This is a genomic window from Streptomyces sp. NPDC058401 (assembly GCF_042722885.1).
Lineage (GTDB): Bacteria > Actinomycetota > Actinomycetes > Streptomycetales > Streptomycetaceae > Streptomyces.
In genome coordinates, this window is record NZ_JBHXKA010000038.1 from 37,607 (window position 1) to 64,238 (window position 26,632).

Here is a 26,632-nt window from a genome sequence, read left to right on the forward strand (position 1 = left end):
GGTCGGGACGGGGTGTTTCCACAGGTCCGGCCCGTTGTCGGTGGGCGGGTGCACGATGGGGGCATGTCCGGTAATGCGCTCGACTCGTTCTCCCCCGCGACCCGTTCCTGGTTCACGGGGGCCTTCGTCTCGCCCACCTCCGCCCAGGAGGGCGCCTGGCGGGCCATCGGGGCGGGCTCGGACGTGCTGGTGGTGGCCCCCACCGGCTCCGGCAAGACCCTGGCCGCCTTCCTCGCCGCCCTCGACCAGCTCGCCTCGACCCCGCCCCCGGCGGAGCCGAAGAAGCGCTGCCGGGTCCTCTACATCTCGCCCCTGAAGGCCTTGGCGGTGGACGTGGAGCGCAATCTCCGCAGCCCGCTGACCGGCATCCGGCAGGAATCGGTGCGCCTGGGCCTGCCCGAGCCCGAGATCCGGGTGGGGATCCGCTCCGGCGACACCCCGCCGGCCGAGCGGCGCGCACTGGTGACCCGGCCGCCGGACATCCTGATCACCACGCCCGAATCGCTGTTCCTGATGCTGACCTCGGCGGCCCGCGAGGCGCTGGCCGGGATCGAGACGGTGATCCTGGACGAGGTGCACGCGGTCGCCGGGACCAAGCGCGGCGCCCATCTCGCGCTGTCGCTGGAGCGGTTGGACGAGCTGCTGCCCCGCCCCGCGCGCCGGATCGGCCTGTCCGCGACGGTCCGCCCGGTGGAAGAGGTGGCCCGCTACCTCGCCCCGCGCGGCAAGGTGGAGATCGTCCAGCCGCCCTCCACCAAGGAGTTCGACCTGTCGGTGGTCGTCCCGGTCGAGGACATGGGCGAGTTGGGGGGCTCCCCCGCCACCGAGGGCAAGGAGGGCGGCGACAAGCCCTCCATCTGGCCGCACGTGGAGGAGCGGATCGCCGATCTGGTCCAGGCCCACCGGTCCACCATCGTGTTCGCCAACTCCCGCCGCCTCGCCGAGCGCCTGTGCAACCGGCTCAACGAGATCGCGTACGAGCGGGCCACCGGCGGCCCGCTGCCCGAGGGCCCGCCCCCGGCCGAGATCATGGCCCAGTCGGGCGCCGCCCAGGGCGCTCCGCCGCTGCTGGCCCGGGCCCACCACGGCTCGGTCTCCAAGGAGCAGCGGGCGCTGGTGGAGGAGGACCTGAAGGCGGGCCGGCTGCCCGCCGTGGTCGCCACCTCCAGTCTGGAGCTCGGCATCGACATGGGCGCGGTCGATCTGGTCATCCAGGTGGAGTCCCCGCCGTCGGTGGCCTCCGGGCTCCAGCGGGTGGGCCGGGCCGGACACCAGGTGGGCGCGGTCTCCACCGGGGTGGTCTTCCCCAAGTACCGGGGCGACCTCGTCCAGGCGGCCGTGGTCACCGAGCGGATGCGGACGGGCTCGATCGAGTCCCTGCGGATCCCCTCCAACCCGCTCGACGTCCTCGCCCAGCAGCTCGTCGCGATGACCGCGATGGACACCTGGCAGCTGGACGACCTGCTCGCCCTGGTCCGCCGGGCGGCCCCCTTCGCGGCGCTGCCCGACTCGGCCTTCACGGCGGTGCTGGACATGCTGGCCGGCCGCTACCCCTCGGACGCGTTCGCCGAGCTCCGGCCCCGGGTGGTGTGGGACCGCGTCGCCGGTACGATCACCGGCCGGCCCGGCGCCCAGCGGCTCGCCGTCACCTCCGGCGGGACCATCCCGGACCGCGGGCTCTTCGGCGTCTTCCTGGCCGGCTCCGACCCGAAGAAGGGCGGCGGCCGGGTCGGCGAGCTCGACGAGGAGATGGTCTACGAGTCCCGCGTCGGCGACGTCTTCACCCTCGGCACCACCTCCTGGCGGATCGTGGACATCACCCGCGACCGCGTCCTGGTCACCCCCGCCCCCGGCGTCCCGGGCCGCCTCCCGTTCTGGAAGGGCGACCAGCTGGGCCGCCCGCTGGAGCTGGGCCGCGCGGTCGGCGCGTTCCTCCGCGAGCTCGGCGCCCTCACCGCCGAGGACGCCCGCCTGCGCCTGCTCGCGGCGGGCCTGGACGCCTGGGCCGCCGAGAACGTCCTGTCCTACCTCGCCGAACAGCGCGAGGCCTGCGGCCACGTACCGGACGACCGGACCATCGTCGTCGAGCGGTTCCGCGACGAGCTCGGCGACTGGCGGGTCGTCGTCCACTCCCCCTTCGGCGCCCAGGTGCACGCCCCCTGGGCGCTGGCGCTCGGCGCCCGCCTCTCCGAGCGGTACGGGATGGACGCGCAGGTCATGCACGCCGACGACGGCATCGTGCTGCGCCTCCCGGACGCGGACCTGCTGAGCATGGACCTGGACCTGCTGGACCACGACCCGGCGGGCAAGGGCGCGGCAGCCTCTTCAGCCGCCTTCGACTTCGACGACGAGAAGCCCCCGCTGGGCGCGGCGGACGTGACCTTCGACCACGGGGACGTCCAGCAGATCGTCACCGACCAGGTGGGCGGCTCCGCCCTGTTCGCCTCCCGTTTCCGCGAGTGCGCGGCCCGCGCCCTGCTGCTCCCGCGCCGCAATCCCGGCAAGCGCACCCCCCTGTGGCAGCAGCGCCAGCGCGCCTCGCAGCTGCTCCAGGTGGCCTCCGAGTTCGGTTCGTTCCCGATCGTGCTGGAAGCCGTACGGGAATGCCTGCAGGACGTGTTCGACGTGCCGGGCCTGACCGAGCTGATGGGGGACATCGAGGCCCGCCGGGTCCGGCTCGTCGAGGTCACGACGCCCGAGCCCTCGCCCTTCGCCCGCTCCCTCCTCTTCGGCTACGTCGCCCAGTTCCTCTACGAGGGCGACTCACCGCTCGCCGAGCGCAGGGCGGCCGCGCTGTCGCTGGACTCCCGGCTGCTGGCCGAGCTGCTCGGCCAGGCCGAGCTCCGCGAACTGCTCGACGCGGAGGTGCTGACGGAGCTGGAGCGGGAGCTCCAGTGGCTGACCGAGGACCGGCGGGCCAAGGACGCCGAGTCGGTGGCCGACCTGCTGCGCCTGCTGGGCCCGCTCACCCCGGCGGAGCTGGCCGAGCGGGGCGCGCAGGCCGAGTGGGCCCCGTCCCTCGCCGCCTCCCGCCGGGCGATCCGGGTCCGGATCGGCGGCGAGGACCACTGGTCGGCCATCGAGGACGCAGGCCGGCTGCGCGACGCGCTGGGCACGGCGCTCCCGGTGGGCGTCCCGGAGGCGTTCACCGAGCCGGTGAAGGACCCCCTCGGCGATCTCCTGGCCCGGTACGCCCGCACCCACGGCCCGTTCACCACGGTCACCGCGGCCGCCCGCTTCGGGCTGGGCACGGCCGTGACGGACGGCGCGCTGCACCGGCTCGCGGCGGCCGGGCGGGTGGTCCAGGGCGAGTTCCACCCGGCCGGCATCGGCCAGGAGTGGTGCGACGCCACCGTCCTGCGAAGGCTGCGGCGCCGCTCCCTCGCGGCCCTGCGCCAGGAACTGGAGCCCGTCCCGCCCGCTTCGCTGGCCACCTTCCTCCCCCAGTGGCAGCACCTGGGCGGAGCCCTGCGCGGCATCGACGGCCTGGCCCGCGCGATCGAACAGCTCCAGGGCGCCGCGGTCCCCGCCTCCGCCCTCGAACGCCTGATCCTCCCGTCCCGCGTGGCGGACTACTCCCCCACCCTCCTGGACGAGCTCACCACCACCGGCGAGGTCGTCTGGGCCGGGGCGGGCGCCCTCCCCGGCAAGGACGGCTGGGTCTCCCTCTACCTCGCCGAGGCGGCCCCCCTCCTCCTCCCTCCGCCCCACCCCCTGGAGCTCAGCCCGCTCCACGAAGCGGTCCTCTCCGCCCTCTCCGGCGGCTACGGCCTGTTCTTCCGCCAGCTCACGGACCGGGCCCGCGCCCTGCACCCGGACGCCTCGGACGCGGACCTGTCCGCCGCCGTCTGGGACCTGGCGTGGTCGGGCCGCCTGACCAACGACACCCTGGCCCCCCTGCGCTCCCTCCTCGGCTCGGGCCGCACGGCGGGCGCCACCGCCCACCGCGCCCGCCGCACGATCCCCCGCGGCCGCTACGGCACCCTCAGCGCCCCTTCCTCCCGTACGGGCCCGCCCACGGTGTCGGGCCGCTGGTCCCTGCTCCCGGTCCACGCCCCGGACCCGACCCACCGCGCACACGCCCTGGCCCGCACCCTGCTGGACCGGCACGGGGTGGTGACCCGGGGCGCGGTGGCCGCCGAAGGCGTGGAAGGCGGCTTCAGCGCCGTCTACCGCATCCTGTCCGCCTTCGAGGACAGCGGCCAGGCCCGCAGGGGGTACGTGGTCGAAGGCCTGGGCGCGGCCCAGTTCGCCATGGACGGCGCCGTCGACCGGCTCCGCGCCGCCGAGCGGACCCCGCCCCCGCTGGCGGCGGTGGTCCTGGCGGCCGCCGACCCGGCGAACGCCTACGGCGCCGCCCTGCCCTGGCCGGAGCCCCCGTCCGGCGCCACCCACAAGCCGGGCCGCAAGGCGGGCTCCCTGGTGGTCCTGGTCGACGGGGAACTCACCCTCTACCTGGAGCGCGGCGGCAAGACCCTCCTCGCCTGGCCCGACCCGGACGACCCCCGCCTCACGGCCGCCCTGACGGCCCTCACCACGGCCTCCCGCCAGGGCACCCTGCCCGCCCTCACCGTGGTACGCATCAACGCCGCCCCCTCCCTCACCTCCCCCTACGCCCCGCCCGTGGAAGCCACCGGCTTCCACGCCACCCCCCAGGGCCTGCGCCTGCGCCACTGACCGAGGGGGGCCGGCTCACTTCCGCCAGAACAGGTGGTGCGTCACCCCGCTCGGGCTGGGCACGACCTCCAGGTGGAAGCGGTCGCGCAGCTCGTCGGGGGACTCCCAGAGCCGCAGTCCGGACCCGAGCTTCACCGGCGAGACCGCCACGTGCAGGGTGTCGACGAGGTCGGCGTCGAGGAACTGCCTGATGGTGGTGACCCCGCCGCCCAGCCGCACGTCCTTCCCCCGCGCCGCCTCCCGCGCCCGGGCGAGGACGTCGGCCGGCTCACCGCCGACGAAGTGAAACGTGGTGTCGGACAACGTGATCGAAGGCCGCTCGTGGTGGGTCATGACGAACACCGGGGTGTGGAACGGAGGCTCGTCACCCCACCACCCCTGCCACGTGTGGTCCTGCCAGGGCCCCCGCTGGGGCCCGAACTTGTTACGCCCCATGATCTCGGCACCAATGTTGTGGGAAAAGTCCCTGGCGAAGTAGTCGTCGAGCCCCCGGCTCCCACCGGGCTCGGTCCGATTGGGCCAACTCGCCGTGGCCCCCGCCCAGGCGAACAGCCGCGCAGGATCCGCATCCCCGAACGGCCTCTCGAGCGTCTGCTCCTCCCCGGCACCGATGCCATCACTCGAGACGCTGAAGTTCTGCACCCTCACCAACTGAGCCACGTCTTCCTCCTCAAACGCCGACAACGATGAAGAGACTCCCCACCCCGCCCAAACTCATCGCCCGAACAACAAACACTCCCCCCGATCAGCCCCCAGCCACCCCTCCGGCTCCCACCCCGCGAACAGCACCCAAGCCCCACCCCCGAGCACAGAACCGGTGCCACACCCCAAGAACGAAACCGGCTCCACGTCCCAAGAACGGGACCCGAGGCCCAACCCAGCGCCGGGCCCCAGCCCCGGGGCACAGCCCGGGCACACAACCCAGCCACGGTGCCCGGGGCACAGCCCGGAGACAGGGCCCGAGGCCCGGCCGGGACACGGTGCCCAGGGCGCCGACCCGGGAACCGGGAATCCGAGGCACACCCCGAAACCGGACCCGAGGCACACCCCGAGAACAGAACCCGGCCCCCACCCCAGCCACGGTGTCTTCGGCGCAGCCCCGCGGCCGGGAAACCGGTCCCGGGCCACAGCCCCACGAACAGGACCCGACACACAGCCCAGCCGCGGTGATCAATGCACCGCCCCGGGAAACCCGTGTCCGGGGACAGCCCCGAGAACAGGACCCGGAGCGCAGCCCCACGAACAGGCCCGGCACACAACCCAGCCACGGTGCCCGAGGCACAGCCCGGAGAACAGGGGCCCGAGGCCCGGCCGGGACACGGTGCCCAGGGCGCCGACCCGGGAACCGGGAATCCGAGGCGCAGCCCGGAAACCGGGCCCGAGGCACACCCCGAGAACAGGGCCCGGCACACAACCCAGCCACGGCGATCGGGGCGCCGACCCGGAGAACGGGGATCCGCGGCGCAGCCCGAAACCGGACCCGGGGTGCAGCGCCGAGAACACGGCCCGGAGCTCAGCCCGGAAACCGTCCCCAAGGCACAACCCCGGAACAGACCCCGGCACACACCCCAGCCACGGTGTCCCGGGCGCAGCCCTGGGGACGGGACCCGAGGCACGACCAGGAAACCGGACCCGGGGCGCAGCCCGGGAGCACAGCCGAGCCACGGTGCCCGAGACACAGCCCCCTGGGAACAGGGCCCCCCGGGCACAACCCAAACCGGGGCCGAGGGGCGCAGCCCCACGAACAGGGCCCGAGGCGTACCCCGAGCAACGAGGCCCGGGGCGCAGCCCCACGAACGAGGCCCGGGGCGCAGCCCCGCGAGTGGGGTCCGGGGCCGCGCCCCGGGGAACGGAGGAAGGGCGGGGCGGGGAGCACGCCCCGCGCAGCGGCGCCCCCGGCCGCACCCGCCAACCCCGACCCCGACCCCGGCTCCGCCCCGGACCCCGACCCCGGGTCCGACCCAACCCCGACCCCGGGCCCGACCCCGCCCCCACCCCCGGCTCCGGCTCCGACTCCGGCTCCGACTCCGACTCCGACTCCGACTCCGACTCCGCAGGAGAATGAACGTATGCCCGAAGGCGACAGCGTCTACCGCACAGCGGCCCGGCTCCGCGCAGCCCTCGCGGGCAAGGAGCTCACCCGCTCAGACCTCCGCGTCCCCCGCTTCGCCACCGCCGACCTCACCGGCCTCACCACCCTCGAAGTCGTCCCCCGGGGCAAGCACCTCCTCATGCGCTTCGGCCACCCGGAACCCGACACCGCGGCAGAACCCGGCCCCCACCCGGGAGCCACCCCCCACACCCCCCAGACCCGCCTCACCCTGCACACCCACCTCCGCATGGACGGCACCTGGCGCATCCTCCCCACCGCGACCCCGGCGACCACCACACCGGGCGCCCCAAGCGCCCCCCGCGGCCCCCGCGGCCCCGCCCACGAGATCCGCGTCATCCTCGCCACCGCCGACCACACCGCCGTCGGCTACCGCCTCCCCGTCGTCGAACTGCTCCGCACCGCCGACGAGCACCGCGCCGTCGGCCATCTCGGTCCCGATCTCCTCGGTCCCGACTGGGACGAGGAGACCGCCGCCGCGAACCTCCTCGCCGCCCCCGCACGCGCCCTCGGCGAAGCCCTCCTCGACCAGCGCAACCTGGCCGGCATCGGCAACATCTACAAGGCCGAGCTCTGCTTCCTCGCCCAGGTCACCCCTTGGACCCCGGTGGGCGACCTCCCGCCGCGCATCCTCCCCCGCCTCGCCGCCGCCGCACACCGGCTCCTCGACGCGAACAAGGCCCGCCGCCGCAACACCACGGGCAGCCGCCGCCCCGGCCAGGACCTGTTCGTGTACGGCCGAGTCCACCGCCCCTGCCTGCGCTGCGGCACCCCCGTCCGCGAGGCGCCCCAGGACGGCCGCCCCACCTACTGGTGCCCCCGTTGCCAATCCGGCCCGACGCCTTAGTTGACGCCCCGTCAGATCCGGTCGTACCGTCCCCGCATGCCTACACCCAGCGCGTACGAACTCACCGGCCGCACCGCTCTGATCACCGGCGCCGCCAGCGGCATCGGCCGGGCCACCGCCGTGCTCCTCGCCGAGGCCGGAGCCGCCGTGCACTGCGCGGACCGCGATGCCCAGGGCCTGGAGGAGACCGTCGCCCTCGTCACGAAGGCCGGCGGCCGGGCCACCGCCCACCCCCTCGACGTGACCGACCGCGCCGCGATCAGGGCGGCGATCGCGCAGGCCGGCCCGCTCGACATCACCGCCGCGATCGCCGGGATCATGCACACCAGCAGCGTCCTGGAGACGTCCGACGAGGACCTGGACCGGGTCCTGGACATCAACTTCAAGGGGGTGCTGCGCACCTGCCAGGAGGCGGCCCGCGCCATGATCGCGGCCGGCCGGCCCGGTTCGATCATCACCATGGCCTCCGGCGCCGTGGACGCCGCCCAGCCCGGTCTGCTCTGCTACAGCGCCGCCAAGGCCGCCGTCGTCCAGCTGACCAAGACCCTCGCCACCGAGGCCGGCCCGCACGGCATCCGCGTGAACGCCGTAGCGCCCGGCTGGATCCGCACGCCCATGACCGGCCGGCACAGCCCCGAGGTCCAGGAGCAGACCGAGGCGGTGATGACGCGGATGTCCCCGCTGCGCCGTGTGGGCGAGCCCGAGGACATAGCCCAGGCCGTGCTCTACCTCGCCTCGGACGCCTCGTCCTTCATGACGGGCCAGATCCTTCGCCCGAACGGTGGAGTCGCGATGCCCTGGTGACCGCTCACCCGCCACCCGCTCACCCGCCGGCCCCCGACCCGCCATCCGGCGGCCAGCCACCCGACGGCCCGTCCCCCGGCGCCCCACCCATCACAGACCCGCCCATCACCGACCCGGCAGCAGCCCGCTCCCCACCGTCGCCCGGAACGCCATCGCCCGAAACACCGCCACCCGGAACGCCGCCACCCCCGTCACCCCGGCCACCCGCCGCCCCGCGGCGCCGACGGCCGCCCACGGGCCCCGGTATGCAGTGCACCGGCAGCAGCCCCAGCCCCCACCCCCCGACGGCGACCGCACCCTCCACCGGCCCGGCATCGGCCGGTGCCAGCACGAGCCGCAGCACGGCCCACCACCACAGGACGCCCACCGACAGCGCGAGGGCCAGACCCACGGGTATACCCAGCAACCGCCGCACGGCCACCTCCAGGGGCCGGAGACCCGAACGGGCCCATCCTCCCGCACCCCGCCCGCACCCGCACCCCCTCGCGCCGGGAGCCGGAACGGCACCCGCACCGGAGCCACCCCGCGCCCAGACCGGAGCCACCCACCCCCGGAACGGCAAGGAGCCCCGGCCGGCACCCAAGGGCACCGGCCGGGGCTCCGGCCACACTCATACGCTCAGCACGCACGCACGTCCCACGTGCACGCGCAGACGCTCACGCACGCATCACGCGGCTACGACATTCACCGCTTCCACGGGCGCCTTGATGGTCACCCGTTCCGGGCCACCCGTGACCGAGGCCACGGATACCGAATTGAGCATCGGGCGGACCGGTGCGGACACCGGTTCGCTCGCCGCGGCGGACTGGGCCAGCTCGGCGAGCGAAAGCTCGTCGCTGACTTCCCGCATCAGCTCTGACATCCGTACGTCAAGCGCGTCGCAGATCGCGGAGAGCAGCTCGGAAGATGCCTCCTTCTGCCCCCGCTCCACCTCGGAGAGATAGCCGAGCGAAACTCGGGCGGACGAGGAGACTTCGCGCAGAGTACGGCCCTGGCGCTGGCGCTGCCGACGCAGCACGTCACCCAGCAGGCGACGGAGCAGAATCATCGGTGGCTCCCTCCTCTGACCGTGTAGCCGTAACCTTCACGCCCCACCGTACCGCCTCGCGCGGCGGCCGTGCGGGGAGCGATGTCGTGTTCACTCAGGGCTGCAAACATCAAATCCCCCCGTCCTGTTCCGTATCCTGCCCCCGCAGATTCTCGCGGAGTTCGCTCGCGAGCAGCTCGAGCACTGTCCGTGCACTCTCCCTACGGATTTCCTCACGGGAGCCTTTCAACCGCAGCCGGGCCGTTTTCCTGCCCGCGGGACCCGCCACGGCGATGAAAACGGTGCCCACCGGCTGCCCGTCCTGCGGGTCGGGACCGGCCACCCCGGTGGTCGCGATGCCCCAGGAGGCGCCGAGCACGCGCCGCACTCCGACCGCCATCTCCTCCGCGACCTGCGGGTTCACCGCGCCTTCGGCCTCGAGCAACCCGGCGTCCACGCCCAGCACCCGGTGCTTCAGCTCGGTCGCGTACGCCGTGACGGACCCGCGGAAGGACCGGGAGGCTCCCGGGACGGCCGTGAGTTCCGCGGCGACCATGCCGCCGGTCAGCGACTCCGCAACCGCAACCGTACCGTTACTCTCCGCGAGGAGTCGCAGCACATCGGCCGCAACCGCCCCGGTGTCACCAGCGGCCGCCGCGGCATTCCGCACCGCTTCACCGACCACGGAAGAACCGCCCGTCTCTTGCAGCACCGCGCCATCCCCGGGCAGGTTCACCGCGCGGCACGCTCCGCGGCGAGCCCCTTGCGCCGGAGCACGACGGCCTGCCGGATGTAGTCCAGGCCGGTGACGACGGTCAGGACGACGGCGACCGCCATCACCCAGAACCGCAGGGTGGCCAGCGGCCCGGTCAGCGCGAGCACGTACATGCCCACGGCCGTGCCCTGGGCCAGGGTCTTCAGCTTCCCGCCCCGGCTCGCGGGAATCACTCCGTACCGGATGACCCAGAAACGCAGGAGCGTGATCCCGAGTTCCCGGCCGAGGATCACCCCGGTGACCCACCAGGGCAGGTCGCCGAGCCACGACAGACACACCAATGCCGACCCCATGATCGCCTTGTCGGCGATGGGGTCGGCGATCTTCCCGAAATCCGTGACCAGGTTGTACGTACGGGCCAGATGCCCGTCGAAGATGTCGGTGATCATGGCGACGGCGAACGCCGCCCACGCCAGCGCCCGCCACTGGGGGTCGTAACCCCCGTCGGCGAGCAGCAGCATCACGAAACCCGGCACCAGGACCAGCCGGATCATCGTCAGGATGTTGGCGATGTTCCACAGGCTGGCCTGATTGACCGCCGCGGCGCCCAGCTTCGCGCCGGGCGCGGGCCGGCGGCCGGTCCCGCCCGCCGCAGATGCCGGGGCTCCGGTCATCCGGCCGCCTCCTCAAGATCCAGGCCCAGGGGCTCCGCCACGAGGTCCACACCCAGGGTGCCGACCACCTTCGCGGTGACGATACGCCCCGGGACCAGGCCCGCGCCGTCCGTGAAGACGACCTGGCCGTCGGTCTCGGGCGCCTGGTGGGCGGCGCGCCCGTAGGCTCCCTCGCCGTCCTCCGCCTCGTCGATCGGGACGACCGTCTCGACGAGCACCTCCAGCGTCTCCCCGATCCGCTCCTCCGCGCGCTGCGAGGTGAGCTCCTCGGCGAGGCGCTGCATGTGGGCGAGGCGCTCGGCGATGGTGTCGGCGTCCAGCTTGTTCTCGTACGTGACGGCCTCGGTGCCGTCCTCGTCGGAGTAGCCGAAGACGCCGATGGCGTCGAGGCGCGCGCTGGTCAGGAAGCGCTCCAGCTCGGCGAAGTCGGATTCCTTCTCGCCGGGGAAGCCGACGATGAAGTTGGAGCGGACGCCGGCCGTCGGGGCCTTGCTGCGGATGGTGTCCAGCAGCTCCAGGAAGCGGTCGGTGTCACCGAAGCGGCGCATGGCGCGCAGCACGTCGGGGGCCGAGTGCTGGAAGGAGAGGTCGAAGTACGGGACGACCTTGGGGGTCGAGGTGAGTACGTCGATCAGGCCGGGCCGCATCTCGGCGGGCTGGAGGTAGCTGACGCGGACGCGCTCGATGCCGTCCACCTCGGCCAGCTCGGGCAGCAGGGTCTCCAGCAGGCGGATGTCGCCCAGGTCCTTGCCGTACGAGGTGTTGTTCTCGGAGACCAGCATGATCTCCTTGACGCCCTGCTCCGCGAGCCAGCGCGTCTCGCCCAGCACGTCGCTGGGGCGGCGGGAGATGAAGGAGCCGCGGAAGGACGGGATGGCGCAGAAGGAGCAGCGGCGGTCGCAGCCGGAGGCGAGCTTGACCGAGGCGACCGGGCTCTTGTCCAGGCGGCGGCGCAGCGGTGCACGCGGACCGGAGGCGGGCGCGACGCCCTCCGGAAGGTCCGCGGGGGCCGCTTCGGGCTCCTGGGCGTGGCCGGGCAGGGCCACGTCGGCGTCCTGGCGCTGGGCCGGGCTGATCGGCAGCAGCTTGCGCCGGTCGCGCGGGGTGTGGGAGGCGTGGACGCCGCCGTTGAGGATGGTCTGGAGACGGTCGGAGATGTCGGCGTAGTCGTCGAAGCCGAGTACTCCGTCGGCCTCGGGGAGCGCTTCGGCAAGTTCCTTGCCGTAGCGCTCGGCCATACAGCCGACGGCTACGACGGCCTGCGTGCGGCCGTGATCCTTGAGATCGTTGGCCTCCAGCAGGGCGTCTACGGAGTCCTTCTTGGCGGCTTCGACGAAGCCGCAGGTGTTGACGACGGCTACGTCCGCATCGGCGGCGTCCTCGACGAGCTCCCAGCCATCCGCCGCCAAGCGGCCTGCGAGCTCCTCCGAGTCCACCTCGTTACGGGCGCAGCCAAGAGTGACAAGGGCGACGGTACGGCGTTCGGGCATGGACTCAAGACTACTTCGTCCCGGCACCGGCCCCCGCCTCCCGTCCCGGACGGCAAGATCCCCGGGATGCGGCGCGGCACCCCGGGGATCCGGAACGTTCTATTCCCTGCTGGTCAGCCCTATGGGTCAGCCCGCCTGGGCCTGGCCCTGACGCGGGTCGTCCTTGGTGTATGTGAGACGTTCCACCTGTCCGGGCTGGAACTCGTCCTTGATCTCCTTGCCGTTCACGAAGAGCTTCACGACCCCGGCGTCGCCGAGCACCAGATCGATGGACTCCTTGTCCGTGAACGTCTTCGACTGACCCTGTTGGAGGGTGCCGTCGAACAGGAGCCGGCCACTGTGGTCCTTGGCCGAGATCCAGCTCTCCCCGTCGTTGGCCGTCAGGACGACCGTGACGAGGTCCTTGGGCGCGGCGGCGAGGGCACTGTCGGAGGGCTCCGGCTTGGGGGCCGTGGGCGCCGGCGGCGCCTGGACCGAGGGCTTGGCGGCGTTCGGGGAGGCGGTGGGTGCGGGCTTGGGCGCGGCGGAACCTTCCGCCACCGGCCGCTTGGTCTTGTCGTCGGCGCCGCCGAAGGCCGTGAAGCCGACGAAGCCGATCACGGCGACGATGGCGGCGACCATGGCGGCGGTCCAGTTGGGCCGCTGCCGTTCGGGGCGGATCCGCTCGGCTTCGAACATCGGCGCGGCGGGGGTGGGTGCCGGCCGGCCGCCGTGGGCCGCGTCGTACGACTCGATCAGGGGTTCCGGATCGAGGCCTACGGCACGGGCGAGCGTACGGATGTGGCCGCGGGCGTACACATCGCCGCCGCAGCGCGAGAAATCGTCGGATTCGATGGCGTGCACGATCGGAATGCGCACGCGGGTGGTGGAACTGACCTCGTCGACAGTCAGCCCGGCGGCGATCCGGGCCTTCTTGAGGGCCGTCCCGATCGACGGCTCTTCGACGGAACGTTCGACGAGGCGGTCCTCGGACCGGTCGTCGGTCGAAGGCCGCTCATCTTCGGGGGAGTTGGCGTTGCCGATGGACACGAGGGCGCCTTTCGAGCGTGTAGCCACCTGCTGGAAGTCCAGTCTAGGGGGGTGACGAAAGGGTGGAGCAACCGGAGGGGCGCCTCCCTACGCCATACGAATGGCCAGGGGGCTCCCGCCCGGTGCGGCGCCCCGGAACGGACCGCCACCTCCCTCAACTAGACACGCGACCGGGGGAAACGGTTGCCCCCGATCCTGTGCCCGTTGCTCGGGGGTCTCCCTGCCCGTTACCCGGGAGTCTCCCCCGCCCGTCACTCCGGAGTCTCCCCGCGGATCACCGCGAGCACTCCGTCCAGCTCGTCGGCCTTCAGCAGCACGTCGCGGGCCTTCGATCCCTCGCTCGGTCCGACGATCCCCCGGGACTCCATCAGGTCCATGAGCCGCCCGGCCTTCGCGAAGCCGACGCGCAGCTTGCGCTGGAGCATCGAGGTGGACCCGAACTGGGTGGAGACGACCAGCTCGGCCGCCTGGCACAGCAGGTCGAGGTCGTCGCCGATCTCCTCGTCGATCTCCTTCCTCTGCTTCTGCCCGACGGTGACGTCGTTGCGGAAGACGGGCGCCATCTGGTCCTTGCAGTGCTGCACGATCCCGGCGATCTCGTCCTCGGTGACGAAGGCGCCCTGGAGCCGCACCGGCTTGTTCGCGCCCATCGGCAGGAACAGCCCGTCGCCCTTGCCGATGAGCTTCTCGGCACCCGGCTGGTCGAGGATGACCCGGCTGTCGGCGAGCGAGGAGGTGGCGAAGGCGAGGCGCGAGGGCACGTTCGCCTTGATCAGACCGGTGACCACGTCCACCGAGGGCCGCTGGGTGGCGAGCACCAGGTGGATGCCGGCCGCGCGGGCCAGCTGGGTGATGCGGACGATGGAGTCCTCCACGTCGCGCGGGGCCACCATCATCAGGTCGGCGAGCTCGTCGACGATCACCAGCAGGTACGGGTACGGGCTGAGCTCCCGCTCGCTGCCCGGCGGCAGTTTGATCTTGCCGTCGCGGATCGCCTTGTTGAAGTCGTCGATGTGCCGGTACCCGAAGGCCGCCAGGTCGTCGTAGCGCAGGTCCATCTCGCGCACGACCCACTGGAGCGCCTCGGCGGCCCGCTTGGGGTTGGTGATGATCGGCGTGATGAGGTGCGGGATCCCCTCGTACGCCGTCAGCTCCACCCGCTTGGGGTCCACGAGCACCATCCGGACGTCCTCCGGGGTGGCCCGCACCATCACCGAGGTGATCAGGCAGTTGATGCAGGAGGACTTTCCGGAACCGGTGGCTCCGGCGACCAGGACGTGCGGCATCTTCGCCAGGTTGGCCATGACGTAGCCGCCCTCGACGTCCTTGCCGAGCGCCACCAGCATCGGGTGGTCGTCCTCGGCGGCGTCCGCCAGCCGCAGGACGTCGCCCAGGTTGACCATCTCGCGGTCGGTGTTCGGGATCTCGATGCCGACCGCCGACTTGCCCGGGATCGGGCTGATGATGCGCACGTCGGGCGAGGCCACGGCGTAGGCGATGTTCTTCGCCAGCGCCGTGATCCGCTCGACCTTCACGGCCGGGCCGAGCTCCACCTCGTAGCGGGTCACCGTCGGGCCCCGGGTGAAACCGGTGACCTTCGCGTCGACCTTGAACTCCATGAACACGTTCGTCAGCGAGGCCACGACCGCGTCGTTCGCGGCGCTGCGGGTCTTGCCCGGGCCGCCCTTCTCCAGCAGGTCCAGCGAGGGCAGGGAGTACGTGATGTCCCCGCGCAGCTGGAGCTGCTCCGCGCGGGGCGGCAGCGCCTGGGTCTGGGGCGGGGTCTTGGTCAGGTCGGGCACGGACAGCGTCCCGGAGGCCGCCGCGGTGGTGTCGTGCGGCGCGGCCGCGGCCGGCCTGTCCTCCGGGGCGGGCTTCTCCCCGCGGGCGGGTCCCTCCTCCCGGGCCGGCGGAACCGGGGCGGTGATCTCCGCGCCCCCGCGCTCCACCGAGATGCCCTGGGTGAGGTCGGCGACCAGCGGGGAGGGCGGCATCCCGCCGTACACCACCCCGTCCAGTGCCGCGGCGGCCGCCGCGGCCACGTCCACGGCGTCCATCCCGCGGTCCATGGCCGGCCGGCCCGCGGCCCGCCGGGGGCGCCGTCGCCGGGCGAGCGCCTCCTCCTCGGCGGTCTCCACCGGGTCTCCCGGCCCCGCGGCGCCGGAGCGGGCCCGCCACTGCTCGGCATCGTGCCGGTCCGCGGCGGCCGAGGCCGCGCCCGCGGCGTCCCCGTGCTCCGCGTACTCCTCGTCGTAGGCGTTCGGAGCGATGACCCCGAGCCGGATCCCCGCGCTCCGCAGCCGCTGCGGGATCGCGTTGACCGGGGTGGCGGTGACCACGAGCAGCCCGAACACGGTGAGCAGGACCAGCATCGGCACGGCCAGCGGCGCGCCCATGGTGAAGATCAGCGGCTTCGAGGCGCCCCAGCCGATCAGCCCGCCGGCGTTCTGCATGGCGGTGGTGCCCTCGTCGCGCCCGGGGGCTCCGCAGGCGATGTGCACGAGTCCCAGGACTCCGATGACCAGCGCCGAGAGCCCGATGCCGATGCGCCCGTTGGCGTCGGCCTGTTCGGGATGGCGGATGAAACGTACCGCCATGACGCCGAGCAGGACCGGCACGAGCAGGTCGAGCCGCCCGAAGGCGCCGGTGACCAGCATGGTCACCAGGTCCCCGACGGGCCCGCTCAGGTTCGACCAGGTCCCGGCGGCGACGATCAGCGCGAGCGCGAGCAGCAGCAGGGCGAGGCCGTCCTTGCGGTGGGCCGGGTCGAGGTTCTTCGCGCCCTGGCCGATGCCGCGGAAGATCGCACCGACCGCGTGCGCGATGCCGAGCCAGAAGGCGCGCACCAGCCGCAGCACTCCCCCGGTGGGGGACGGTGCGGGCTTCGGCGCCACCTTCCTGACGGGGCCGCGCTTGGCGGCGGGCGCCGGCTTCTTCGCGGGCGGCTTGCGGGCTGGGGCAGCCTTCTTCGCCGGCGCCGCCGTACGGCCGGTGCGGCCCTTCGCGGTGCCCGCCGTGCTCTGGGAACCCTTACCGGACGTACTTGAGGCCATGCGCCCGAGGTTACCGGTGCGCGCGCCGGTGGACACGCGTGCCCACCCCTTCACCCGTTCGTGTCGTTCCGGGTCTCAGGTGGGAGACGCCCGCGCCCTCGGCCCGTACCGGCGGCCCGCCCTGACGCTCCGCCAGACCTGACGGGCCGCCAAGCGGGCCGGCTGTGGGTGGGCTAGCTGTGCGCGGGCAGTACGGGAGCCCCGCCGCCGGTCCCCGGCTCCAGCGCGTCGAGCGCCCGCCGCAGCCCGGTGAGCTTGCGCTCCAGGTGCGCGGCGGTGGCCACCACCGAGGGATCGGCCGCTTCCTCGCCGAGCTGCTTGGTCAGCGCCTCCGCCTGCTCCTCCACCGCGGCGAGCCGCGCGGAGAGCTCGGCCAGCAGGCCGGCCGTCTCCTTGGAGCCGTCCACCGCGCCGTTGGAGCCGCCGCCCTCCAGCTGGAGCCTCAGCAGCGCCGCCTGCTCGCGCAGTTGGCAGTTCTTCGTATACAGCTCGACGAACACCGAGACCTTGGCCCGCAGCACCCACGGGTCGAAGGGCTTGGAGATGTAGTCCACCGCGCCCGCCGCGTACCCGCGGAAGGTGTGGTGCGGACCGTGGTTGATCGCCGTGAGGAAGATGATCGGGATGTCCCGGGTCCGCTCACGCCGCTTGATGTGCGCGGCCGTCTCGAACCCGTCCATGCCCGGCATCTGCACGTCGAGCAGGATGACCGCGAAGTCGTCCGTCAGCAGCGCCTTGAGCGCTTCCTCCCCCGACGACGCCCGGACCAGTGTCTGATCGAGCGCGGAGAGGATGGCCTCCAGCGCCAGCAGATTCTCCGGCCGGTCGTCGACCAGGAGGATCTTGGCCTTCTGCACCATGCCCTGTCCTCCTCGCCCCGGCATGGGGCCTCCCCGGCTCCTGGCTCCGGCCTGTGCGCCGGGCCCCGCCCCAGAGGACGGCATCCTTGCGCCGTCCGTCCTTGTGCCGGTCATCGTAGCCCCAGTCCCGAGATCGCCACACCCTGTCACCAAGATGTCACAGCGCACGAAGCGGAAACGTGCCGGACGGGCAGAAGGTTCCCCGGGGAGTCCCCCAAGAGTCCCCCTCCGCCCGCCCGGTCACGCCCCGGCCCCGCGCATGTGCCCTTCCATGACCGACAGGAGGTAGTCGGGCTCGACCGGCTTGGTCACGTAGTCCGAGGCACCGGACTCGATCGCCTTCTCCCGGTCCCCCTTCATCGCCTTCGCCGTCAGGGCGATGATCGGCAGCCCCTCGAACTGGGGCATCCGCCGGATCGCCGAGGTCGTCGCGTACCCGTCCATCTCCGGCATCATGATGTCCATCAGCACGAGCGCCACGTCGTCGTGCTGTTCCAGGACCTCGATGCCCTCCCGGCCGTTCTCCGCGTACAGCACCGCCAGCCCGTGCTGCTCCAGCACGCTGGTCAGCGCGAAGACGTTGCGCACGTCGTCGTCCACGATCAGCACCCGCTCCCCGTGGAAGTCGTACGTCCGCGGCGTCGAGGGCAGCGGCTCCTCGACGGCCCAGGCCTCCGCGTCCCCCTGCCCGGGCACCTCAGCCCGCAGCGGCGGCTCGGCCATCGCCTTGCGGCGCCGCCGGAACAGCGCCGACGAGCCCTGCCCGGCCTGTTCCCCGGCCCGCGGCAGCGCCATCGGCGACACGGGTCCTACGGGGCCCTGCGCCACCGGCGCCGCCGGCAGTTCGGGCCGCGCCTCCTCGGCGGCCGGGCGGCGGTACAGCTCCCCGCGCGCCCCGCCGGGCGTCGGCGGCGCGTACCCCTGCGGCGGCAGCTCGCTCGGGTGCAGCGGCAGGTACAGCGTGAAGGTCGACCCGCGGCCGGGCTCGCTCGCCGCATGGATCTCCCCGCCCAGGAGCCGGGCGATCTCCCGGCTGATGGACAGACCCAGGCCGGTGCCGCCGTACTTGCGGCTGGTCGTCCCGTCGGCCTGCTTGAACGCCTCGAAGATCACCAGCATCTTGCTCGCGGCGATCCCGATCCCGGTGTCGGTCACCGAGAAGGCGATCAGATCGGCGTCGGCCTCCCGCAGTGAACCGGCCTCCAGGAGCTGCTCCCGGATCGCGATGGGCACATCCGCCCCGGCGGGCCGGATCACCAGCTCCACCGCCCCGGTGTCGGTGAACTTCACCGCGTTCGACAGGAGGTTGCGCAGCACCTGGAGCAGCCGCTGCTCGTCGGTGTGCAGGGTGGCCGGGAGCTCCGGGGAGACCCGCACCGAGAAGTCGAGCCCCTTCTCCGCGGTCAGCGGCCGGAAGGTGGCCTCCACGTAGTCGACGAGCTGGACCAGCGCGATCCGCGTCGGGGAGACGTCCATCTTCCCGGCCTCGACCTTCGACAGGTCGAGGATGTCGTTGATCAGCTGGAGCAGGTCGGAGCCGGCCCCGTGGATGGTCTCGGCGAACTCCACCTGCTTGGGCGAGAGGTTCTCGTCCGCGTTGTCGGCGAGCAGCTTGGCCAGGATCAGCAGGGAGTTGAGCGGGGTCCGCAGCTCGTGGGACATGTTCGCCAGGAACTCGCTCTTGTACCGCATCGAGACCGCGAGCTGCTCGGCGCGCTCCTCCAGGACCTGCCGGGCCTCCTCGATCTCGGTGTTCTTCACCTCGATGTCCCGGTTCTGCTGGGCCAGCAGCTCGGCCTTCTCCTCCAGCTCGGCGTTGGCGGCCTGGAGGGCCTTCTGCCGGTTCTCCAGCTCGTCGGAACGCTCGCGCAGCTGCTCGGTCATCTCCTGCGACTGCTTGAGCAGCATCTCCGTCTTGGAGTTGACGGAGATGGTGTTGACGCTCGTACCGATCATCTCGGCGATCTGGCTGAGGAAGTCCTTCTGGATCTGCGTGAAGGGCTGGAAGGAGGCCAGCTCGATGACGCCGAGCACCTTCCCCTCGAAGAGCACCGGCAGCACGATCACGTGCGCGGGCGGGGCCTCGCCGAGCCCGGAGGAGATCTTCAGGTAGCCGGGCGGGGTGTTCTCGATGAGCACCATCCGCTTCTCCTCGGCGACCATCCCGATCAGTCCCTCCCCCGGCCGGAAGGAGATGGGCATCTGCCCGCCGGCGTACGCGTAACTCCCGCGCATCCGCAGCTCGTACGAGCCGTCCGCGCCCCCGTCGGTCCCGATCTCGGTGGTGCCCCCGGTCGGCAGCGCCAGGAAGAACGCCCCGTGCTGCGCGGAGACCACCGGGGTCAGCTCGCTCATGATCAGCGAGGCCACGTCGTCCAGCTCGCGGCGGCCCTGCATCAGGGCGGAGATGCGGGCGAGGTTGCCCTTGAGCCAGTCCTGCTCCTTGTTGGCCAAGGTGGTGTCGCGCAGGTTGGCGATCATCGTGTTGATGTTGTCCTGGAGGACCTGGATCTCGCCGGCGGCGTCCACGTCGATCTTCAGGTTGAGGTCGCCGCGGGTCACCGCGGTGGCCACGGCCGCGATGGCGCGCACCTGCCGGGTGAGGTTCCCGGCCATCTCGTTCACGGACTCGGTCAGGTCCCGCCAGGTGCCGTCCACGTCCCGCACCCGCGCCTGGCCGCCGAGGATGCCCTCCGTACCCACCTCGCGGGCGACCCGGGTCACCTGGTCGGCGAAGGAGGAGAGCTGGTCGACCATCGTGTTGATCGTGGTCTTGAGCTCCAGGATCTCCCCGCGCGCATCGATGTCGATCTTCTTGGTCATGTCGCCCTTGGCGATGGCGGTCGTGACCATGGCGATCTGCCGCACCTGGCCGGTGAGGTTGGAGGCCATGAAGTTCACCGAGTCGGTGAGGTCCTTCCAGGTCCCGGAGACCCCGGGCACGTGCGCCTGGCCGCCGAGGCGGCCCTCCGTACCCACTTCGCGGGCCACGCGCGTGACCTCGTCGGCGAAGGAGGACAGGGTCTTGACCATGGTGTTGACGGTGTCGGCGAGCTGCGCGACCTCGCCGCGCGCCTCGACGGTGACCGTCTTGGTCAGGTCGCCGTTGGCCACCGCGGTCGACACCTGCGCGATCCCGCGCACCTGGGCCGTCAGATTGCCGGCCATGGTGTTGACGTTGTCGCTGAGGTCCTTCCAGATGCCGGTGACCCCGCGCACCCGGGCCTGGCCGCCGAGGATGCCCTCGGTACCCACCTCGCGGGCCACCCTCGTCACCTGCTCGGCGAAGGAGGAGAGCTGGTCCACCATCGTGTTCACGGTGGTGACGAGCTCCAGGATCTCGCCCTTGGCATCGACGGTGATCTTCTTGGAGAGGTCGCCCATGGCGACCGCCGTGGTCACCTCGGCGATGTTGCGGACCTGCGAGGTCAGGTTGTTCGCCATGAAGTTGACGGACTGGGTGAGGTCCTTCCAGGTGCCGGAGACCCCCTTCACCTCCGCCTGGCCGCCCAGGATGCCCTCGGTGCCCACCTCCCGGGCCACCCGGGTCACCTGCTCCGCGAAGTTCGAGAGCTGGTCGACCATCGTGTTGAGGGTGTTCTTCAGCTCCAGGATCTCGCCCCGGGCGTCGACCTCGATCTTCTGCGACAGGTCGCCGCGGGCCACCGCGGTGGCGACCTGCGCGATGTTGCGGACCTGCGAGGTCAGGTTCCCGGCCATGCCGTTCACCGAGTCGGTCAGATCGCGCCACACGCCGGCCACACCGGGCACCTGCGCCTGACCGCCGAGCCGGCCCTCCGTACCCACGTCCCGGGCCACCCGGGTCACCTGCTCCGCGAAGGCCGAGAGCTGGTCGACCATCGTGTTGATGGTGTTCTTCAGCTCCAGGATCTCGCCCCGGGCGTCCACGTCGATCTTCTGGGAGAGGTCGCCGCGCGCCACCGCCGTGGTCACCTGGGCGATCTGGCGCACCTGGGAGGTCAGGTTCCCGGCCATGAAGTTGACGGAGTCGGTGAGCTCCTTCCAGGTGCCGGACACCCCCTCGACCCGCGCCTGGCCGCCGAGCCGGCCCTCCGTGCCCACGTCCCGCGCCATCCGCGTGACCTGGTCGGCGAAGGAGGACAGCTGGTCCACCATCGTGTTCACGGTGTTCTTGAGCTGGAGCATCTCGCCGGAGACGTCGACCGTGACCTTCTGCGACAGGTCGCCGTTGGCCACCGCCGTCGTCACCTGGGCGATGTTGCGGACCTGCCCGGTGAGATTGCGGAAGGCGGTGTTCACCGAGTCGGTGAGGTCCTTCCAGGTCCCGGCCGCGCCGGGCACCTGCGCCTGCCCGCCCAGTTCACCCTCGACGCCGACCTCACGGGCCACCCGCGTCACTTCCGCGCCGAAGGACTGGAGCTGGTCCACCATCGTGTTGACGGTGTTCTTCAGCTCCAGCATCTCGCCGGCCACGTTCACGGTGACCTTCTGCGACAGGTCGCCGTTGGCCACCGCCGTCGTCACCTGCGCGATGTCGCGCACCTGCGTGGTCAGGTTGCGGAAGACCGTGTTCACCGAATCGGTGAGGTCCTTCCACGTCCCGGCCGCACCGGGCACCTGCGCCTGCCCGCCCAGCAGACCCTTGGCACCGACCTCGCTGGCCACGCGCGTGACCTCGTCCGCGAAGGTCCGCAGCGTCTCGGTCATCTGGTTGATCGTTTCGGCCAGCTGCGCGACCTCGCCGCGCGCACTGACCCGGACCTTCTGCGACAGGTCTCCGTTGGCCACGGCCGTGGTCACCTGCGCGATGCCGCGCACCTGGGCCGTCAGGTTGCCCGCCATCGTGTTGACGGAGTCGGTCAGGTCCTTCCACACGCCCGCGACCCCGGGCACCTTCGCCTGGCCGCCGAGCTCACCCTCCGTACCCACCTCGCGGGCCACGCGGGTCACCTCGGAGGAGAACGAGGAGAGCTGGTCCACCATCGTGTTGACGGTGTTCTTCAGCTGGAGCATCTCGCCGGCCACGTGCACCGTGACCTTGCGCGACAGATCGCCCTTGGCCACCGCCGTCGTCACGAGAGCGATGTCACGCACCTGGGCGGTGAGCCGGTACGCCATCGTGTTGACGGAGTCGGTCAGATCCTTCCAGGATCCGGACATTCCGCGCACTTGTGCCTGGCCGCCGAGCTTGCCCTCGGTACCCACCTCCAGCGCCACCCGCGTCACCTCGTCGGTGAACGCGGAGAGCTGGTCGACCAGGTTGTTGACCGTCCGCCCGACCTTCAGGAACTCCCCGCGCAGCGGGTGCCCGGCACCCTCCGCGGCCTGGGTCCGCAGGTCCATGCGCTGGTCGAGATCACCCTCCGCGACCGCCGACAGCACCCGGCCCACCTCGGACACCGGCCGGGCCAGGTCGTCGACCAGCTGGTTCGAGGCGTCGATCGCGGCCGCCCAGGAGCCCTCGCAGGCACCTGTTTCCAGCCGTTCGCTGAGCTTGCCCTCGCGGCCGACCATCCGGCGCACACGGGACAGCTCCCCGGTCAGGTGGAGATTGCGGTCGGCGACCTCGTTGTAGACGGCCGCGATCTCAGCCATCACCCCGTCGCCGGACACCGTCAGCCGCTTGCGGAAGTTACCGTCCCGCATCGACACCAGGGCCGTGAGCAGCCTGTTCAGGGCCGCGGTATCGACTTCCGTCGTCACGCCCCGCCGGGAGCGACCTCCCTTCGGGCGCGTTCCCGTACGCCGCACCGCCGCGCCAGCCTCCACCGTGTCCCTCCCGAAAGGGTCGACCACTGTTCCACCGGGCATCTTGTTCATCAGACTGCGTCCACTTACGCCGTGCCCATCTACGCCGTGCCCATCTATGCCGTGTCCATCCACTACGGCCTGACTCGAAGCCTGCCCAGTGTTTCACCCCGGCCCAACCCGGCCATAACACTCCGGCACCATCGCACACCGGCCGCACCCTGCGGGTGGATTCCCAGACGACGGCACCATGGCGAGCGCGAAGGTAAGTAACCTGGCATCCGTTGTCCACCGCGTCGAAGGAGACTTGTGATCACGGCACGGGCCGCTGCCAGTTTCGATCCACAGGGGCGTTCAGTCGCTGCTGCCCGCGCATTCGTCCGCGACACCCTCCAGGGCTGGGGATTCGCGGACATCGTCGACGACGCGGTGGTCCTCACCAGCGAGCTCGTCACCAACGCCGTGGTCCACGCGGGAACCCGCGCCGAGGTGCTGTGCCTGCGCACCGGCGACGGCGTACGGGTCGAGGTCGCCGACCGCTACCCGGAGCGCGAGCTCCCCCTCCAGCACCCCGGCGACCGCCCCTACGCGGACCCCGACCGCGAGAACGGCCGCGGGCTCATGCTCTGCGCCGCCCTCGCCACCCGCTGGGGCGTCGAGTACACGTCCGCGCACAAGCACGTGTGGTTCCGGCTCGACCTGCCGGACCGTCCGGTCGGTACCCGCTCCGCGGGGCCCGTCGTCCCCGACCAGCTCCTTCCCCTGGCCGACAGCCGGGTCCGCGTAGCCGTCCTGCAGATCGACTCCGCCGGCACCGTCTCCGCCTGGAACGAGGACGCCGAGATCATCTTCGGCCACCTCGCCTCGAAGGCGGTCGGCCGCCCGCTCGCCGAGCTCGCCGCCTGGCCGCAGACCCCCGGCACCGGCACCGGCATCGCCGAGGCCCTGCGCCTGTCCCGCTGGGAGGGCAGCTACGGCATCCGCGGCGCCGACGGCCGCGTCATCCCCGTCTACGCCTCCCACCTGCGGGTCCGCGATGCCCACGGCGAGCCCTCCATCGTCTGCCTACTCGTGCACGACGACGAGCGCGCCCTGCTGCAAAGCCCCGCACGGGTCCCCCTGGACGGTGGCCAGCTGACCGAGACCCGCCCCACGGACCCCTTCGAGATCTTCATCGGCTCCCCCGCCCCCGACGACCTCGACGGCCTCCTCCAGCGCACCGTGGAACGCGCCCGCGACCTCCTCGACGCCGACTCCGCCTTCCTCCTCCTCGCCACCGACGACGAGACCGAGCTCGAAGTCCGCGCCACCACCGGCCTGCCCTCCACCCGCCAGCGCTTCGCCCGCGTCCCCGTCGAAGCCGGCACCAACCGGTACGGCAGCGCCCGCATGCCCGCCGTCCACGAGGACCTCGTCGTCGTCCCCGGCGCGGTGCCCCTCCTCGAAGCCACCGGCATGCGCTCGGCCATCACCGTCCCCCTCAAGGTCGAAGGCCGCCTCACCGGCTCCCTCGGGGTGGCCACCGAAATGCCCGGCCGCTATTCCAACGACGACGCCCTGCGCCTGCAGTTCGCCGCGGACCGCATCGCCCTCGCCGTGGAATCGGCCCGCCTCGGCGAGCTCGAACGACTGCGCCGCGGCTCCCTCTCCTTCCTCGTCGAGGCCTCCGACCTGCTCGCCGGCACCCTCGACCGGGACCAGACGCTGGCCCTCATGGCCCAGATGACCGTCCCCACCCTGGCCACCTGGTGCGCCGTCTACACCATCGCCGACCAGGCCTCCGACCCGTTCCTCTCCTACGTGCTGCACGAGGACGAGGAACGCATCGACGGACTGAAGGCCCTGCTGGCCCAGGTCAGCCCGCCCGAGCCGGTCCGCGAGTCCGGCGCCCGTCCCTGGCCCGAAACCTCCCTGGCGGTCGGCGGCGAGACCGTGGTCCTCCCGCTCCTCGCCCGCAACCGCGTCATCGGCATGCTGACCCTCGGCAAGCCCTCCGAGGAGCACTTCCGGCAGGAGATCCTCGAACTCGCCGAGGACCTCTCCCGCCGCGCCGCCCTGGCCCTGGACAACGCCCGCCTGTACTCCGAGCGCACCGCCATCAGCCGCTCGCTCCAGCGGAGCCTGCTGCCGCCCGGCTCCCCCACCATCCCCGGCATCGAGGTCGAGGTCATCTACCGCGCGGCCGGCGAGGGCAACGAGGTGGGCGGCGACTTCTACGACGTCTTCCCGATCCGCCCCGGCGTGTACGGGTTCGCCATCGGCGACGTCTGCGGCACCGGCCCGGAGGCGGCCGCCGTCACCGGCCTGGCCCGCCACGCCCTGCGCCTCCTGGCCCGCGAGGGCCTCGGCGGCCCGGCCGTACTGGAACGCCTGAACGCCGCGATCCTCGACGAGGGCGACCGCAGCCGCTTCCTCACCCTCCTGTACGGCGAGCTGCACCCGCAGCCCGACGGCGGCGCCCACATGAAGGTCGTCTGCGCGGGCCACCCGCTGCCGCTGCGCCTGCGCCCGAACGGCGAGGTCACCTCGGCCGCCGACCCGCAGCCCCTGCTCGGCGTCCTCGACGACCTGGACCTCTACGAGCAGACCCTCACCCTGGACCCCGGCGACGTCCTGCTCTGTGTCACGGACGGCGTCACCGAACGCCGCGAGGGCACCCGCATGCTCGGCGACGACGGCCTCGCCGAGGTCCTCACCACCTGTACGGGCCTCACCGCCGGCGCCGTCGCCTCCCGCGTCCTGCGCGCGGTGGAACGCTTCGCCGCCGAACCGGCCTCCGACGACATGGCCATCCTCGCCTTCCGCATCCCGCGGCAGCGCGACGGCGACTGAGCACCGTCGCGCCGCCCGCCCTACCGGCGGGGCCCCGCCACCAGGATCATGAAGGACGGGGCGGCCATCTCCCCGGCCCAGGGCGCACTGCCCGTCTCCACGGCCGCGTCACGGCCGGTATCGAAGCGCGAAGAAGACAGGGACGAGGACGAGGACGGGGAGGCGCCGTCGCCGGCCAGAGCCGCCCTGACCGTGTGGGCGAGGTGTCGAATCCGTTCGTTGCTCATGAGGTTCCTCCCGTGGATCGAGGGCCTTGGAACTCCTGCTGATCCCATTGCGCCCCGAACCCCACCCCCGGTCACGGCCCGAAGATTCGGGGCTTGACGAGGAGCCCCGCACCCCCCTCACGCGCAAAGGGCCCCCGCCACAGAGCGGAGGCCCTTCAACACCCCATGCCCATGGGGGAAACGCAAAAAGGCCCCCGCCAATGGCGGGGGCCTTCTCGTTTTGGAGCCCTTTAACGGAATCGAACCGTTGACCTTCTCCTTACCATGGAGACGCTCTACCGACTGAGCTAAAAGGGCGGGTTGTTCGGCGGCGTCCTACTCTCCCACAGGGTCCCCCCTGCAGTACCATCGGCGCTGAAAGGCTTAGCTTCCGGGTTCGGAATGTAAACCGGGCGTTTCCCTAACGCTATGACCACCGAAACACTATGAAGTTAACCAACCGGATATGAACACAGTTCGTTACTTCAGAACTAACACAGTGGACGCGAGCAACTGAGGACAAGCCCTCGGCCTATTAGTACCAGTCAGCTCCACCCGTTACCGGGCTTCCACATCTG

14 protein-coding genes, 1 tRNA gene and 1 rRNA gene are annotated in these 26,632 nt (G+C 72.1%); 4 read left to right on the forward strand and 12 right to left on the reverse strand.

The window, feature by feature from the left end; genetic code table 11:
- The first annotated feature begins 63 nt into the window (after positions 1-63).
- Entirely contained in the window at positions 64-4,677 is a 4,614-nt protein-coding gene (locus ACFWNV_RS16680; RefSeq protein WP_383946863.1) for an ATP-dependent helicase, read from the forward strand.
- A gap of 15 nt (positions 4,678-4,692) precedes the next feature.
- Here the strand turns inward: ACFWNV_RS16680 and ACFWNV_RS16685 are convergent, their stop codons facing one another.
- Positions 4,693-5,337, reverse strand: a complete 645-nt coding sequence (locus ACFWNV_RS16685) for a dihydrofolate reductase family protein (protein WP_383946865.1) — start codon at positions 5,335-5,337, stop codon at positions 4,693-4,695.
- A gap of 1,409 nt (positions 5,338-6,746) precedes the next feature.
- Here ACFWNV_RS16685 and ACFWNV_RS16690 point away from each other — a divergent pair.
- Together ACFWNV_RS16690 and ACFWNV_RS16695 are read left to right on the forward strand one after the other, a co-directional pair.
- Positions 6,747-7,634: a DNA-formamidopyrimidine glycosylase family protein gene (locus tag ACFWNV_RS16690; RefSeq protein WP_383946868.1), complete on the forward strand. Its 888-nt coding sequence runs from the start codon at positions 6,747-6,749 to the stop codon at positions 7,632-7,634.
- 36 nt (positions 7,635-7,670) lie between these two features.
- The gene (locus ACFWNV_RS16695) at positions 7,671-8,438 is read left to right on the forward strand and encodes an SDR family NAD(P)-dependent oxidoreductase (RefSeq protein ID WP_383946871.1); all 768 of its coding nucleotides are present in this window, start codon (positions 7,671-7,673) and stop codon (positions 8,436-8,438) included.
- A gap of 667 nt (positions 8,439-9,105) precedes the next feature.
- Here the strand turns inward: ACFWNV_RS16695 and ACFWNV_RS16700 are convergent.
- The 8 genes from ACFWNV_RS16700 to ACFWNV_RS16735 all read right to left on the reverse strand — a co-directional run bounded on the left by ACFWNV_RS16700 (position 9,106) and on the right by ACFWNV_RS16735 (position 23,037).
- Positions 9,106-9,486: a helix-turn-helix domain-containing protein gene (locus ACFWNV_RS16700; RefSeq protein WP_112451800.1), complete on the reverse strand. Its 381-nt coding sequence runs from the start codon at positions 9,484-9,486 to the stop codon at positions 9,106-9,108.
- A gap of 109 nt (positions 9,487-9,595) precedes the next feature.
- Positions 9,596-10,135 carry a CinA family protein gene (locus ACFWNV_RS16705; protein WP_383946907.1) on the reverse strand — a complete coding sequence of 180 codons (540 nt, stop codon included), beginning with the start codon at positions 10,133-10,135 and terminating at the stop codon, positions 9,596-9,598.
- Between the two features lie 62 nt (positions 10,136-10,197).
- Entirely contained in the window at positions 10,198-10,854 is a 657-nt protein-coding gene (pgsA, locus tag ACFWNV_RS16710) for a CDP-diacylglycerol--glycerol-3-phosphate 3-phosphatidyltransferase (RefSeq protein WP_383946874.1), read from the reverse strand.
- Positions 10,851-12,344 (reverse strand): 30S ribosomal protein S12 methylthiotransferase RimO, encoded by a 1,494-nt coding sequence (rimO, locus tag ACFWNV_RS16715; RefSeq protein ID WP_383946877.1) that lies wholly within the window; start codon positions 12,342-12,344, stop codon positions 10,851-10,853. The genes pgsA and rimO overlap by 4 nt, the downstream gene beginning before the upstream one ends.
- 126 nt (positions 12,345-12,470) lie before the next feature.
- On the reverse strand, positions 12,471-13,373 hold the full coding sequence (locus tag ACFWNV_RS16720; protein ID WP_383946880.1) for a helix-turn-helix domain-containing protein: 903 nt from the start codon (positions 13,371-13,373) through the stop codon (positions 12,471-12,473).
- Between the two features lie 251 nt (positions 13,374-13,624).
- On the reverse strand, positions 13,625-16,426 hold the full coding sequence (locus tag ACFWNV_RS16725; RefSeq protein WP_383946883.1) for a DNA translocase FtsK: 2,802 nt from the start codon (positions 16,424-16,426) through the stop codon (positions 13,625-13,627).
- Positions 16,427-16,599: 173 nt separating this feature from the next.
- Entirely contained in the window at positions 16,600-17,286 is a 687-nt protein-coding gene (locus ACFWNV_RS16730) for a two-component system response regulator (protein ID WP_383946886.1), read from the reverse strand.
- A gap of 240 nt (positions 17,287-17,526) precedes the next feature.
- On the reverse strand, positions 17,527-23,037 hold the full coding sequence (locus tag ACFWNV_RS16735; RefSeq protein WP_383946889.1) for a HAMP domain-containing protein: 5,511 nt from the start codon (positions 23,035-23,037) through the stop codon (positions 17,527-17,529).
- 288 nt (positions 23,038-23,325) lie between these two features.
- Between ACFWNV_RS16735 and ACFWNV_RS16740 the strand changes: the two genes are divergently transcribed.
- The gene (locus ACFWNV_RS16740; RefSeq protein WP_383946893.1) at positions 23,326-25,848 is read left to right on the forward strand and encodes a SpoIIE family protein phosphatase; all 2,523 of its coding nucleotides are present in this window, start codon (positions 23,326-23,328) and stop codon (positions 25,846-25,848) included.
- A gap of 20 nt (positions 25,849-25,868) precedes the next feature.
- Here ACFWNV_RS16740 and ACFWNV_RS16745 read toward each other — a convergent pair whose 3' ends face one another.
- The 3 genes from ACFWNV_RS16745 to rrf form a co-directional block, all read right to left on the reverse strand.
- Entirely contained in the window at positions 25,869-26,075 is a 207-nt protein-coding gene (locus ACFWNV_RS16745; RefSeq protein ID WP_383946896.1) for a hypothetical protein, read from the reverse strand.
- A 221-nt stretch (positions 26,076-26,296) separates the two neighbouring features.
- Positions 26,297-26,372, reverse strand: a tRNA-Thr gene (locus tag ACFWNV_RS16750).
- A gap of 5 nt (positions 26,373-26,377) precedes the next feature.
- Positions 26,378-26,495, reverse strand: a 5S ribosomal RNA gene (rrf, locus tag ACFWNV_RS16755).
- Between the last annotated feature and the right edge of the window lie 137 nt (positions 26,496-26,632).